Source organism: Pseudomonas aeruginosa (assembly GCF_001457615.1).
Classification (GTDB): Bacteria; Pseudomonadota; Gammaproteobacteria; order Pseudomonadales; family Pseudomonadaceae; genus Pseudomonas; species Pseudomonas aeruginosa.
Window position 1 is genome coordinate 2,898,779 of record NZ_LN831024.1, and the last position, 13,358, is coordinate 2,912,136.

Below are 13,358 nucleotides of genomic sequence, written 5' to 3' on the forward strand. Positions count from 1 at the left end.
CGGGCGGCAGCCCTCGGCCTGACCCTCCGCACGGCCGGCCTCAAAGCTCGTGGGCGAACGGCAGGTCCGGCCCCACCCGCGAGCAGGTGACCGCCGCCGCGCGGATGGCGAAGGCGAGCATCGCGTCGATCGCTTCCCGCGACAGCGCGGCTAGCCCGGCCGGGCTGTCGGCGTCGAGGCGGCGGAGGTAGGCGAGGGTCGCCGCCTGGAAGGTATCGCCGGCGCCGACCGTATCGCGCAGTGGCAGGGCGGTATCCGCCGGGCGACTCCAGCTGCCGTGGGTGCAGTGCACGCTGGCGCCGGCCCCGCCGTGGGTGACGAAGACCAGCCGGCAGCGCGGGTTCAGCCAGCCGCGGGCCACCTCGCCGGGGTCGCGCCCGGGGTAGAGCAGGGCCAGGTCTTCCTCGCTGGCCTTGATCAGGTGCGCATGACTGGCGAAGGCCTCGACCCGGCGCCGCCAGAGGTCGGTGTCCGGCTGCGGGTCGAGGCGCACGTTGGGATCCAGGCTGACCAGGCGCCGGCCGCTCTCGCGCCGGACCAGCGCCAGCAGGGTGTCGGCCACCGGTGTCACCACCAGGGTATAGGAGCCGACGTGCAGCCCGCGTATCCGCCCATCCAGCGTCGGCAGGTGTTCCAGGCGCACCTGGCGGTCGGCGCAGCCGTCGCCGCGGAACTGGTATTGCGCCGAGCCGCTGGCGTCGAGGCCGACCATGGCCAGGGTGGTCGGGGCGTCGCTGGGCACCAGGAAGCCGCAGTCCACGCCTTCTTCTTCGAGCACCCGGCGCAGCCGCGTGCCCAGGTAGTCGCTGGACAGCCCGCCGAACAGCGCCGCCTCCACGCCCAGCCGGCGCAGGCCGACGGCGACGTTGAACGGCGAGCCGCCGGCGATCGCGGTGAAGCCCAGCTCGTTGCTGCGCGCAGCGCTTTCCAGGCTGAAGACATCGAAAAGGGCCTCGCCACACACCAGGTACATGCAGATCTCCAAAACGCCAGAAGAGGAAGGAAAGCGACCATTATCGCGGAGGCAGGTGCTCCAGGTAACGCCGGTAGGCCTGTTCGTAGGCCGCCTGTTGTCGCGCCTGGGGCTGGGTGCGGGTCGACTCGTCGAGCGCCACGCAGCGCCGGCACAGGGCTTCCAGGCTTTCACCGGCGCCGCTTTCGCGGCCCAGGCTCCAGGCCGCCTGGAGCGCCGCGCCAAGGGCGGCGGCCTCGGTCTGCCGCGGACAGACCAGCGGCAGGCCGAGCAGGTCGGCGAGCGTCCGCCGCCACAGCGGGTTCTTCGCCGCGCCGCCGACCAGGCGGATTTCCTCGCCCGGCAGGCCGCTGGCGCGCAGCAGGTCGAGGCCGTAGCGCAGGCCGAAGGCGGTGCCTTCGAGCACCGCCCGGCAAAGATTGGCGCGGCTCAGGTTGGCCGCGGTCATGCCATGCAGGCTGGCGCTGGCGTGCGGTAGCGCCGGAACCCGCTCGCCGTCGAAGAACGGCAGCATCAGCAGACCCTCGGCGCCGACCGGCGCCTGGGCGGCCAGCCGGGAGAATTCGTCGAGGTCGAGGTGCAGCAGGTCCTGTACCAGGCCGCAGGCGCCGGTGAGGTTCATCGTGCAGGCCAGCGGCAGCCAACCGCCGGACGAGGCGCAGAAGGTCGCCAGCTCGCCGTGCGGACTGACCAGCGGCCGCTCGGCATAGGCGCTCAGGGTGCCGGAGGTGCCCAGGCTGGCGGTGAGCAGGCCGGGGCGGATGTTGCCGGTGCCGATGGCGGCGAGCATGTTGTCGCCGCCGCCGCAGGCGACCCGCGTGTGGGGAGCCAGGCCGAGGGCGGCGGCCGCTTCGGGGCGCAGGTTGCCGATGCAGGCGCCGGGCTCGATCAGCTCCGGCAGCGCCGCCGCCAGGCGTCCGCCCGGCTCGACCAGCTCCAGCACGTCGCTGGCCCAGGTGCGCCGGCGCACGTCGAAGTAGCCGCTGCCGGAGGCGTCGCCCGCTTCGCTGCAGACGCGGCCGGTGAGCCAGTGGTTGAGGTAGTCGTGGGGCAGGAGGATGTGCGCGACGCGGGCGAACAGCTCGGGAAAGCGGCGCCTGCTCCAGAGCAGCTTGGACAGCGTGTAGCCCGGCGCGAGCACCAGTCCCAGGCGTTCCAGCGAGCCGGCCGGGCCGCCGAGGGCTTCCAGCAGCTCGCGGTTCTCCGCCGCGCTCTCGGTGTCGCACCAGAGCTTGGCCGGGCGTAGCGCCCGGCCCTCGGCGTCGAGCAAGAGCAGCCCATGCTGCTGGGCGGAAACCGCCAGGGCGCGAACCTCGCGGCCGTCCACCGCGGCTTCTTCCAGGGCCATGCGTACCGCGCTGGCCATGGCTTCCAGCCAGTCCGCCGGGTCCTGCTCGCGGCGTCCGTCGCGGCCTTCCGGCGGGCGCTGCGCGGCGCTGCCCAGGCCCAGCGTGCGGCCGCTGCCGGCGTCGAGCAGCAGCGCCTTGCTACCCTGGGTGCCGCAATCGATGCCGAGGAACAATCCGTGCATGCGGCCCTCCGGCGTCATTCGCCGAGTACCTGGCGCAGGGTTTCGCTGACGCCGTGTCGGCGCAGGCTGTCGTAGAGCCGCTCGAAGGCCTCGACGAAGGCCGCCGAGGCCGGGATCGCCGGGCCGAACACGGTCTCCACGCCGAGCAGGCGCCGGCCCAGGCCGTGGCGTTCGGCAACCAGCGCCTGGCATTCGGCGGCGCGCGGATCGGGAATCGGGTAGCGTTCGCCATGCTCGTCGACCCCGCCCAGGTACAGCGCCCAGGCCGCCACCACCAGGGCCACCCGTTCCAGCGGCCGGCCGGCGGCGATCAGCTGATTGGCGGTGGGGACGATGAACTTGGGAAACTTCGACGAGCCGTCCGAGCAGACCCGTTCCAGTTGGTCGGCGATGGCGCGGTTGGCGAAGCGCTCGACCAGGCTGTCCTTGTAGCGTTCCAGGTCGATCCCCGGTACCGGTGCCAGCAGCGGGGCCACGTCGCGGTCCATGAAGGCCCGCACGTAGCGGCGCAGCAGCGGGTCGCCGAGGGTCTCGTGGACGAAGCGGTAGCCGCGCAGGAAGCCCAGGTAGGTGAGCGCCAGGTGGCTGCCGTTGAGCAGGCCGATCTTCATCTCCTCGTAGGGCGTGACGTCGTCGGTGAACTGCACGCCGACCTTTTCCCAGGCCGGGCGCCCAGCGCTGAAACGATCTTCCAGCACCCATTGCACGAAGGGTTCGCAGACCACCGGCCAGGCGTCTTCCACGTCGTGCCGTTGGGCCAGTTGGCGGCGGTGGGCGGGGCTGGTCATCGGGGTGATGCGGTCGACCATGGCGTTGGGAAAGCTGACGTGCGTCGCGATCCAGCGCGCCAGCCCCGGGTCGAGCCGTTCGGCGAAGGCCAGCAGCGCCTTGCGCGCCACCTCGCCGTTATGCGGGAGGTTGTCGCAGGACATCACGGTGAACGCCGGCACGCCTGTGTCGCGGCGCCGCCGCAGAGCCTCGCAGAGAAAGCCGAAGACCCCGCGCGGGGTCCGCGGGTTGGCCAGGTCGTGGCGCACCAGCGGCAACTCGGCGAGGAACTCGCCGCTGCCATCGTCGATGCAGTAGCCGCCTTCGGTGATGGTCAGCGAGACGATGCGGATGGCCGGCTCGGCAAGTTTTTCCAGCAGCGCCTCGGCGCCGTCCTCGGCGAGCAGCATGCCGCTGATGGCGCCGATCACGCGGACCTCGGTGTCCGGTTGGTCGCCCAGCTCGTAGAGGGTGTAGAGGTAGTCCTGGGCGGCCAGGGCGTCGTGCATGGCGCGGTCGTCGCTGCGCAGGCCGGCGCCGCAGATCGCCCAGTCGAGGGCTTCGCCGCGGTTCATCAGGGCGTCGGTGTAGGCCGCCTGGTGCGCGCGGTGGAAGCCGCCGACGCCGATGTGGACGATGCCCTGGCGCAGTTGCGCGGGGTCGTAGGACGGGCGGGCGACAGCGGTCGCCAGCAGGGGGAGGTGCTGCCGGTTGAGTTTCATCGGTGGGTTCCCGCTGGCGGCTTCAGGCCGCCTGTTGCAGTCGTTTGTCGAGGGCCTGGCCGTTGCTGTCGAACAGGTGGCAGTGCGCCGGATCGAAGCCCAGCTCCAGGGGGGCGCCGTAGTCCGGTGCGAAATCGCCGCGCACGCGCAGGGTGAGCATTTCCCCCGAGTCGGCGCGGACATGGCAGAAGCTGTCGCTGCCCAGGCGCTCGCTGACGTCGGCGGCGACCCGCAGCAGGCCCTGGAAGGCATGGCCCGGGCGGGCGATGTTCAGGTGTTCCGGGCGGATGCCGAGGGTCACCGGGCTGCCGGTTGCCAGCTCGCCGGCGCATAGCGGCAGGCCGACGCGCGCGCCGCATTCGAGGGCGACCTCGCAGCGCTCGCCCTGGTTGCGGCTGAGATGGCCGCGCAGGAAGCCCATCTTCGGCGTGCCGAGGAAGCCGGCGACGAACAGGTTGGCCGGATGGTGGTAAAGCTCCAGCGGCGAGCCGACCTGCTCGACGCGCCCGCCGTTGAGCACCACGACCTTGTCCGCCAGGGTCATCGCCTCGACCTGGTCATGGGTCACGTAGATCATGGTCGCCGCCAGTTCCTGGTGCAGCCGCGCCAGTTCCAGGCGCATCTGCACGCGCAGGGCGGCGTCGAGGTTGGACAGCGGTTCGTCGAAGAGGAATATCTTCGGGTTGCGCACGATCGCCCGGCCGATCGCCACCCGCTGCCGTTGGCCGCCGGAGAGCTGGCGCGGCTTGCGCTCCAGCAGCGCTTGCAGTTCGAGGATGCGTGCGGCGGCGTCGACCTTGGCGGCGACCTCGCGCTTGTCGACGCCGGCCAGGTCGAGGGCGAAGGAGAGGTTCCTGCGCACCGTCATGTGCGGGTACAGCGCGTAGGTCTGGAAGACCATCGCCAGGTCGCGTTTCGCCGGCGGGGTGTCGGTGATGTCCGTGCCGTCGAGGGTGATGCTGCCGCCGCTGGCCTCTTCGAGGCCGGCGATCAGGCGCAGCAGGGTCGACTTGCCGCAGCCGGAGGGGCCGACGAAGACTACGAACTCGCGGTCGCGGACGTCGAGGTCGATGCCCTTGATGATGGCCTGGCCGTCGAAGCCTTTCTGCAGGTTGCGGATCTTGAGATCAGCCATGGCGGAATACCTCCGTGGACGAAAGGATGGGGATGCGCTTCATTTCACGGCGCCGAAGGAAAGGCCGCGTACCAGCTGCTTCTGGCTGATCCAGCCGAAGACCAGGATCGGCGCGCAGGCGAGGGTGGAGACGGCCGAGAGCTTGGCCCAGAACAGTCCTTCGGGGCTGGAATAGGAGGCGACCAGGGCGGTCAGCGGGGCGGCGGCCGAGGAGGTCAGGTTGAGCGACCAGAAGGCCTCGTTCCAACACAGGATCAGCGACAGCAGCAGGGTCGAGGCGAGCCCGCCGCGGGCGATCGGCAGCAGTACGCGGACGATCTCCTGCCAGGTGCCGGCGCCGTCCAGGCGCGCTGCTTCGAGGATGTCCACGGGGATGTCCTTGAAGTAGGTGTACACCATCCAGACCACGATCGGCAGGTTGATCAGGGTGTAGACGATGATCAGCGCCAGCCGCGAATCGAGCAGGCCGAACTGCTTGGCCAGCAGGTAGATCGGCATCAGTACGCCGACCGGCGGAAGCATCTTGGTCGACAGCATCCAGAGCAGCGTGCGCTTGGTGTGGCGGGTCTCGAAGAAGGCCATGGAGTAGGCCGCCGGCACCGCGACGAGCATGCACAGGAGAGTCGCCGAGGAGGAGATCAGCAGCGAGTTCCAGGCGTAGGCGAAGTAGTCGCTGCGCTCGTTGATGTGCAGGTAGTTCTCCAGGGTCGGCTGGAAGATGAACTGCGGCGGCGTGGCGAAGGCGTCGATCTCGCTCTTGAAGCTGGTCAGCAGCATCCAGAAGATCGGGAAGAACAGCAGCAGGGCGATGCCCCAGCAGAGCAGGCCGAGCAGGGCATTGCGCAGGCGGCGGGATTGCTTGAGTGTCAGCATGGCGGGTTCCTCAGCTGCGCTCGGTAAGGTTCTTGCCGATCATCCGCACCAGCACGATGGCGGCGATATTGGCGATCAGCACCGCGATCAGGCCCCCGGCCGAGGCCATGCCGACATCGAACTGCAGCAGCGCCTGGTTGTAGATCAGGTAGGCGAGGTTGGTCGATTCGTAGCCGGGGCCGCCGCTGGTGGTGGTGAAGATCTCGGCGAACACCGAGAGCAGGAAGATCGTCTCGATCATCAGCACCACCGCGATGGGCCGCGCCAGGTGCGGCAGGGTCAGGTGCCAGAAGATCGCCAGCGGACCGGCGCCGTCGAGGCGGGCAGCCTCCTTCTGCTCCTGGTCGAGGGACTGCATGGCGGTCATCAGGATCAGGATGGCGAAGGGCAGCCATTGCCAGGAGACGATGAGGATGATCGACAGCAGCGGATAGTGCGCCAGCCAATCCACCGGCTCGGCGCCGAACAGGCGCCAGACGGCGGCGAGGATGCCCGAGACCGGGTGGAAGATCAGGTTCTTCCAGAGCAGCGCGCTCACCGTCGGCATGATGAAGAACGGCGAGATCAGCAACACCCGCACCGCGCCGCGGCCGAAGAATTCGCCGGCCTCCAGCAGCGCGGCGATGAGCACGCCGAACGCCACGCTGATCGCCAGCACGCTGCCCACCAGCAGCAGGGTGTTCAGCGCGCCGGGCAGGAAGCCGGCGTCGGTGACGAAGAAGGTGAAGTTCTCCAGGCCGACGAAGGCATTCTCGCCGGGATACAGCAGGTTGTAGCGGATCAGCGAGAAATACAGGGTCATGCCCAGGGGCACGATCATCCACAACAGCAGCAGCGCCACCGAGGGGCTGACCAGGAGCCAGCCAGGGCCGCGCCGGCGGCGCTGGAGACGGCGGCGGGCGGGACGGGCCGGGAGCGGGGTATCGAGGGCCGAGGTGTTCATGGCGACTCCGTCTGGATCTTCAAGGACAAGCGCTCGAGCAGCGCCGCGCCGGGCGCGGCTGCGCCCGGCGGCGGACTACTTCGGATAGCCGGCGCGCTTCATCTCGCGGGCGGTGCTCTGCTGCGCGGCGGCGAGCGCCTGGTCGCTGCTCATCTGCCCGGTGAGGGCGGCGGAGAACAGCTTGCCGACCTGGGTGCCGATGGCCTGGAACTCGGGGATGGTGACCAACTGGATGCCGACATAGGGCACCGGCTTCAGCGTCGGATGGTTGGGATCGACGCGCTTCAGCGATTCCAGGGTGACCCGCGCGAACGGCGCGGCGGCCAGGTAGGCCTCGCTGTAGGTCGAGGCGCGGGTGCCGGGCGGCACGTTGGCTACGCCTTCCCTGTCCGCCACCAGTTTGCCGTACGCCTGCGAGGTGGCCCAGGTGGCGAAGGCCTTCGCCGCGTCCTTGGCGCGCGAGCTGGCGGGAATCGCCAGGGCCCAGGAATACAGCCAGGAGGCGCCCTTGTCGGTGACTTCCCGGGGGGCGAAGGCGAAGCCGGTGGCGTCGGCGACCTTGCTCTGGCTCTTGTCGGTGACGAACGAACCGGCGACGCTGGCGTCCACCCAGATCGCGCACTTGCCGCTGTTGAACAGCGCCAGGTTCTCGTTGAATCCGTTGCTGGAGGCGCCGGGCGGGCCGTACCGCTTGAGGGTGGAGACATAGAAGTCGAGAGCCTTCTTCCATTCGCCGCCGCTGAATTCGGGCTGCCATCGCTCGTCGAACCAGCGTGCGCCGAAGGCGTTGGCCAGGGTGCCGATCAACGCCATGTTCTCGCCCCAGCCGGCCTTGCCGCGCAGGCAGATACCGTACTGGCCCTGGTCCGGGCGGTTGAGCCTGGCGGCGAACTCGCCGAGCTGGGTCCAGGTCGGTTGCTCGGGCATCCGCAGCCCGGCCTGCTGGAACAGGTCCTTGCGGTAGTAGGTGATCGAGGCTTCGGCGTAGAACGGCAGGGCGTACAGCGTGCCCTTGACGGAGAGACCGTCGCGCACCGAGGGCAACAGGTCGTCCAGGGCGTAGTCGGCGGGCAGCCCGCTCATCGGCTCCAGCCAGCCCTTGGCGCCCCACAGCGCGGCTTCGTACATGCCGATGGTGAGCAGGTCGAACTGTCCGCCCTGGGTGGCGATGTCGGTGGTCAGGCGCTGGCGCAGGACGTTCTCTTCGAGCACCACCCATTTCAGCGCGATGTCCGGGTGGCTTTCCTCGAACACCTTGGACAGGCGTTGCATGCGGATCATGTCGTTGTTGTTGACCGTGGCGATGGTCAGGGTCTCGGCGCCCTGGGCCAGCAGGGGCAGGGCGAGGCAGGCGGCGGCCAGGCAGGCCTTGATCGAGTCGTTCATCGGTGAACTCCTCTTCCGGGCCGGCGGGCGGCGCGGAAGACATTATTGTTTTTGTGTCGCTCGCTGCCGATTACACAGGCGCGTCACGCAACCGACAAAGCCTCGACTGCACTTCGACCGATACTTTTTTGCACCACCGGGGTGGGGCGCTGGAGGCTCAGAGCAGGTTCTGCTCGGTCAGCCGCTGGGTCACCAGGCGCCGGTAGCCGGTGGGCGTCATGCCCTTGAGCTGCTGGAAGCGCCGGTTGAAATTGGACAGGTTGCTGAAGCCCGACTCGAAGCACACCTCGGTCACCGGCAGCTCGCTGCGGGCCAGCAGCTCGCAGGACTTGCTGATGCGCAGGCGGTTGACGAACTCGACGAAGCCGCGCCCGGCGGCCTGCTTGAAGAAGCGCGAGAAGTAGGTGGGGGTCATGCCCAGGTGGGCGGCGACCTGCTCCTGGGTGAGGTCCTGGGCGTAGTGCTGGAAGATGTAGTCCACCGCCCGGTTGATCCGTTCGACGTTGTGCTCGTCGGCCAGTTGCGAGGAAGTGACGGTAGAGAGCAACTGGTAGTCCTCGCATTCGGCGAGCTGTTCCATGAGGATAAAAAAGTATCCCAGGCGGGTCATGCCGCCGCTGTCGGCGATGCGTTGCAACAGTCGCCGGCTTTCGCCGATCAGCGCCGGGTCGCGGAACTCGATGCCGTAGCGCGCCCGCGCCAGCAGCGGGGCCAGGCGGTTCAGCTCGGAGAATACGCCGCTGCCGTCCTCCAGCACCTCGTCGGTGAAGTTCACCAGCATGTCGCGCCGGGCCACCACCTCGCCGGGCTCCACCTGGCTGATCCAGTTGTGCGGCAGGTTGGGACCGGTGAGGAACAGGGTGTCGGGGGCGAAGTTGCCGATGTAGTCGCCGATGAATACCTTGCCGGAGCTGGCGACGATCAGGTGCAGCTCGTATTCCTTGTGGAAGTGCCAGCGCACCAGCGGGCTGGGGAAGCCGTGCTGGCGGTAGATCAGCGAATGGCCTTCGTGGTCGTCCATCAGCTCGTAGGACGGATCGGTGACTTTGCTGGCTCTGGGCATGGGCGCGGGCCGACCGGGGGAACGAAGGCACATCCTAGCCCGAAGCGGCGGGGCTGTGCAGGGGACCACCCGCGAGCCTCGCTCCCCTGCGTGGCGCCGGGTGGCCGCAGGGGCGGGTAGCGGGCCGTGGCTCTATCCGCCGCCATCCGCTTCAACGCCGCGCCGTGACCTGCGGCGTGGCGCCGGGAACCGCCAGGTTCACCGCCTTCTCCTCGCGCGGCGTACCTTCGGGCACCCAGTCGTAGGCCACCGGCAGCGCGCGGTAGACCCAGTTGCTCCGGGCGTCGCCGCGCGGCGCCTTGCCGAAGTAGGGGCTGACGTACTCCCAGACGATCTCGCCGCCGGGCGTTACCTGGAAGAAGCGTCCGTTCTGCCCTTCGTCGATCAGCGTATTGCCGTTGGGCAGGCGCCGCGCGCTGCTGATGAAGGCGCTGTAGAAGGCCCAGCCGGGCTGCTGCGAGTCCTCGGCAGTGTATTGCCAGACGATCTGCTTCTTCAGCGGGTCGATTTCCAGTACCCGCGAGCCGGAGACCAGCCCGCGCTGTACCGAGGGGTAACCGGCGTCACCCTGGTTGTCGAACACCAGCAGGTTGCCGGCGCCCGGCAGGCCCTCGGGAATGAGGTGGGCGTCGTGCTGGCCACTGATCTGGTCCACCGGGCGCGGCAGCTTACGGGCGCTCTTCGGGTCGATCGGCGGAAGGTTCGGGCCGAGGCGCCAGACCACCTTGCCGCTGGCCTTGTCGACGATCGCTATGAAGTTGGCGTTGCGTGAGTCGAGCAGCAGGTTGTCCGGGGCGAAGCGCCGGTCGCCGGCAGCGTGCCAGCGGTTCTCGCCGAGCGGGGCGAGGTTGTTGATGTGCAGGTAGTCGGGGTTCTCGCTGGCCCGTACCCGCTTCAACTGGTCGGCGGTGAATCCGAATTCGTCGAGATGCTCCGAAGCGGTCCAGCTCCAGGCCAGCTTGCCCTGCGGCGTGACCTCGTAGATCACGTCATCGATTACCCGGGGCACGGCGAAGCCCTTCACCGCGTGGACCTTGTTCGCCAGCAGCAGGGTGTTGCCGTTGGCCAGCCGGCGCTGGTCGTGGTGCTGATGGGCGGCGCCGCCCGGCGCCTGGTCACCCCAGCGCCAGACCTCCTTGCCATCCCAGTCCAGCTCGCCGAGGGCCTGGTTGGCCAGGCCGTTGCCGGGCGAGGCCAGCTTGTCCGGAGCGGCCAGGTCGGCCAGTTGCAGCAGCACATGGCCGCGCTTGCCGCCGTTCAGGGCCGGGTCGATCACGGCGGCGGGGAAGCCGGGGTAGTCCCAGCGCTTCACCTCGTTGCCGTTCATGTCGATCAGGTGGGTCTTGCGGTCTGCGCCGCTGAAGATCACGTACTGGTTGAAGGCCTTCTGCGGGTCGTAGCGGGTCACTCCGGTGGGGTAGACGCTGGGCGCGGCATGGGCGCCGGCGGCGAGCAGCGCGGCGCTGAGCAGGAGCATCGGGAATCTGGGCATGGCGGGTTCCTCGGCGATCGGTTCAGAAGTCGTAGCGGGCGGTCACGCCCAGGGTGCGCGGCGTGCCGAGCACGCCGGCGTAGCCGCCGTTGGCGGAATTCCAGAGGCTGGTGAAGTAGGTCTTGTCGAAAGCGTTCTTCAGCCACAGGGACAGGTCCCACTGGCCGTCCCCGTAGTCGCCGCGCAGGCCGGCGGAGGCGTTGACCAGGGCGTAGCTGGGGATCTGTCCGTATGCGGAGTCGTCGATGGTGCCCACCGCCCTGGAGCGGAACGCGTAGCTGGCGGTGAGGTAGGGCTCCAGGCCATCGTCGAGCTTCCAGCGATACTCGCCATTGAAGTTGGCGATGTACTTCGAGGCACCGACCACCTGGTGCCCGCTGAGGTCGCAGGACGCCGGGGCGCCGGCCTGGAAGGCCACCTCGGGGGCGCACGGGGCGTTCTTGTAGGACAGGTAGCGAACGTCGTTGTAGGACGCATTGAAATTCAGGGTCAGGCCGCGGATCGGCAGGGCCGTCGCTTCGAACTCCAGGCCGCGCGAGCGCACATCGCCGGCATTGGTCAGGTACTGGGTGCGGTTGGCCTCGTCGTAGGCATTGGCCTGGTAGCCGTGGACCACGGTCCAGAACAGGTTGCCGTTGAGGATCAGGCGGTTGTCGAGGAGGGTGGTCTTCAACCCCAGCTCGGCATCGTTGGCGCGCTCGGTGCCAATCAGCAGCGAGTCGGCACCGGCGCTGGGAGCGCTGGCCACGGTCAGGTTGACGCCGCCGGATTTCTCGCCGTGGGACAGCGAGGCGTAGCCCAGAACCTGGTCGCTGAAGCGGTAGCTGAGGCTGAGCAGAGCGGACGGACTGACGCTGTGCAGGCCGATGTCGCCGCTGTCGTAGGCGCCGACCCTGCCGTTGCGCGCGGCCGCCGCCGCGCCGCTCACCGCGGCGCCGCCGAGCGGGGCGTAGCGTTCGACCCAGGCGGACTTTTCCTCGTAGGTGCCGCGCACGCCGGCGGTGAGGTCCAGGCGCTCGGTTAGGTGCCAGGTGCCCTGGGCGAACAGCGCGTAGCTGTCGGTGTCGATGTGCCCGCGACCGCGGGTGCTGACGTCGCTCAGGGCGCCGGCGGGGGTTCCGTTCCAGATGTCTGCCCTGGGCCCGTAGTCGGTGAAGGACTTGTTGTCGAGGTCCTGGCCGAAGTAGTAGGCGCCGAGCACGTAGTCGAAGAAGCCGCCGCTGGGCGAAGCCAGGCGGATTTCCTGCGACCACTGCTTGTCGCGCACCGAGACTCCGGCGTTATAGGCCGCCGGTACGTCCAGGCCGTCGTCGTTGCGCGGCGTGAAATCCCACCAGCGGTAGGCGCTGATGGAAGTGAGGGTGAAGTCGTTGGCCAGCTTCCAGTTGGCTTCCACCGAGGTTCCGCCCTGGAACACCGTGACCTGCTGGTCCGAGTCGAAGTTGACCTTGCGCCGATGGCCATCCACCAGCGTCGCGCCGGCCGCGGCGGCGCGCTGTTCGTAGCGGTTCACGCCGTTCACCGTGGGGCCGCTGCTGAACAGGGTAAGGACACCATTGTCGGAGTCTTCCTCGTTGTAGTCGCCGATCCAGCGCAGGCTGAAGTCGTCGTTCGGCTTGAACAGCAACTGCCCGCGGAAACCCTGGCGTGCGCCGCCGTTGAGGGTGTTGCCGTCGTGGAGGTTCTTCACGTAGCCGTCGTCGCGGGTGCGGTAGGCCGACAGGCGCCCGGCGAGGGTCTCGCCGAGCGGTCCGGAAATCGTGCCCCTGGCCTGGAAGTAGCCGTCCTCGCCGCCGGATATCTCAACGCTGCGCTCCGGAGTGAAGCTCGGCGCACGGGTGCCGATGTTGATCACCCCGGCCGTGGTGTTCTTGCCGAACAGGGTGCCCTGCGGGCCGCGCAAGACCTCCAGCTGCTCGATGTCGAGAAGGTCGAACGAGGCCATGCCGGGGCGGCCGAGGTAGACGTTGTCGAGGTACAGCCCGACGCTGCCTTCCAGGCCGTCGCTGGCCGGGTTGTTGCCGAGGCCGCGGATCGACACGCTGGACTGGCGCGCGTGGACGTAGGCGACGTTGGTGCTCGGCACCAGTTGCTGCAGGTCCTGCACCCGGTAGATGCGCTGGCTCTCCAGGGTTTCGCCGCCGAGCACGCTCATCGCGGTGGGCACATCCTGGGAGTTTTCCACCCGTCGCCGCGAGGTCACCGTGACGGTCTGCAGGGTGGTGGCCGGCTGCGCCTGGCGCGCCTCTTCGGTGCCCGCGGGGGTGTCGTCGGCGCCGGCCAGTTGCGCCCCTCCGGCGCAGGCCAGGCAGATCGACAGGGGCAGCAGGCGACGGCGGAACGGTGCGCTGCGGGACGACGGGATGGAGCGGTACGCGGGTCGGCGATTCATGTGTGGGTCCTGGATGAAGGGGTGACTGCTAATTCCGTATGGTTATTTATTTATGTTTTATATTGCTTTTACGGAATAAG

Annotated in this window: 10 protein-coding genes; all 10 read right to left on the minus strand. The window is 68.8% G+C overall.

Going from position 1 to position 13,358, the window contains the following annotated elements; genetic code table 11:
• Window positions 1–40: 40 nt before the first annotated feature.
• Window positions 41–973 (minus strand): carbohydrate kinase family protein, encoded by a 933-nt coding sequence (locus tag AT700_RS13290; protein ID WP_046095029.1) that lies wholly within the window; start codon window positions 971–973, stop codon window positions 41–43.
• A 40-nt stretch (window positions 974–1,013) separates the two neighbouring features.
• The gene (gene xylB / locus AT700_RS13295) at window positions 1,014–2,522 is read right to left on the minus strand and encodes a xylulokinase (protein WP_003124598.1); all 1,509 of its coding nucleotides are present in this window, start codon (window positions 2,520–2,522) and stop codon (window positions 1,014–1,016) included.
• Window positions 2,519–3,994, minus strand: a complete 1,476-nt coding sequence (locus AT700_RS13300; protein ID WP_048521092.1) for a mannitol dehydrogenase family protein — start codon at window positions 3,992–3,994, stop codon at window positions 2,519–2,521. The genes xylB and AT700_RS13300 overlap by 4 nt, the downstream gene beginning before the upstream one ends.
• A gap of 22 nt (window positions 3,995–4,016) precedes the next feature.
• Window positions 4,017–5,129, minus strand: coding sequence for an ABC transporter ATP-binding protein (locus AT700_RS13305; RefSeq protein WP_023114398.1), 1,113 nt, complete (start codon window positions 5,127–5,129; stop codon window positions 4,017–4,019).
• A gap of 39 nt (window positions 5,130–5,168) precedes the next feature.
• The gene (locus tag AT700_RS13310; RefSeq protein ID WP_003105365.1) at window positions 5,169–6,002 is read right to left on the minus strand and encodes a carbohydrate ABC transporter permease; all 834 of its coding nucleotides are present in this window, start codon (window positions 6,000–6,002) and stop codon (window positions 5,169–5,171) included.
• A gap of 10 nt (window positions 6,003–6,012) precedes the next feature.
• Window positions 6,013–6,945, minus strand: a complete 933-nt coding sequence (locus AT700_RS13315; RefSeq protein ID WP_003105364.1) for a carbohydrate ABC transporter permease — start codon at window positions 6,943–6,945, stop codon at window positions 6,013–6,015.
• Window positions 6,946–7,020: 75 nt separating this feature from the next.
• Window positions 7,021–8,331 (minus strand): ABC transporter substrate-binding protein, encoded by a 1,311-nt coding sequence (locus tag AT700_RS13320; RefSeq protein WP_003105362.1) that lies wholly within the window; start codon window positions 8,329–8,331, stop codon window positions 7,021–7,023.
• A gap of 157 nt (window positions 8,332–8,488) precedes the next feature.
• On the minus strand, window positions 8,489–9,394 hold the full coding sequence (locus AT700_RS13325) for an AraC family transcriptional regulator (protein ID WP_048521093.1): 906 nt from the start codon (window positions 9,392–9,394) through the stop codon (window positions 8,489–8,491).
• Between the two features lie 151 nt (window positions 9,395–9,545).
• Window positions 9,546–10,886, minus strand: coding sequence for an aryl-sulfate sulfotransferase (locus AT700_RS13330; RefSeq protein WP_003124602.1), 1,341 nt, complete (start codon window positions 10,884–10,886; stop codon window positions 9,546–9,548).
• Between the two features lie 22 nt (window positions 10,887–10,908).
• Complete coding sequence (locus tag AT700_RS13335; RefSeq protein ID WP_003114997.1) at window positions 10,909–13,278, minus strand: TonB-dependent receptor; 2,370 nt, start codon at window positions 13,276–13,278, stop codon at window positions 10,909–10,911.
• Between the last annotated feature and the right edge of the window lie 80 nt (window positions 13,279–13,358).

Coding starts and splice junctions, on each gene's coding strand:
- AT700_RS13290 (WP_046095029.1), bottom strand. CDS start 973: ATGTACCTGGTGTGTGGCGAGGCCCTTTTCGATGTCTTCAGCCTGGAA.
- AT700_RS13330 (WP_003124602.1), bottom strand. CDS start 10,886: ATGCCCAGATTCCCGATGCTCCTGCTCAGCGCCGCGCTGCTCGCCGCC.
- AT700_RS13320 (WP_003105362.1), bottom strand. CDS start 8,331: ATGAACGACTCGATCAAGGCCTGCCTGGCCGCCGCCTGCCTCGCCCTG.
- AT700_RS13325 (WP_048521093.1), bottom strand. CDS start 9,394: ATGCCCAGAGCCAGCAAAGTCACCGATCCGTCCTACGAGCTGATGGAC.
- AT700_RS13305 (WP_023114398.1), bottom strand. CDS start 5,129: ATGGCTGATCTCAAGATCCGCAACCTGCAGAAAGGCTTCGACGGCCAG.
- AT700_RS13300 (WP_048521092.1), bottom strand. CDS start 3,994: ATGAAACTCAACCGGCAGCACCTCCCCCTGCTGGCGACCGCTGTCGCC.
- AT700_RS13315 (WP_003105364.1), bottom strand. CDS start 6,945: ATGAACACCTCGGCCCTCGATACCCCGCTCCCGGCCCGTCCCGCCCGC.
- AT700_RS13335 (WP_003114997.1), bottom strand. CDS start 13,278: ATGAATCGCCGACCCGCGTACCGCTCCATCCCGTCGTCCCGCAGCGCA.
- AT700_RS13310 (WP_003105365.1), bottom strand. CDS start 6,002: ATGCTGACACTCAAGCAATCCCGCCGCCTGCGCAATGCCCTGCTCGGC.
- xylB (WP_003124598.1), bottom strand. CDS start 2,522: ATGACGCCGGAGGGCCGCATGCACGGATTGTTCCTCGGCATCGATTGC.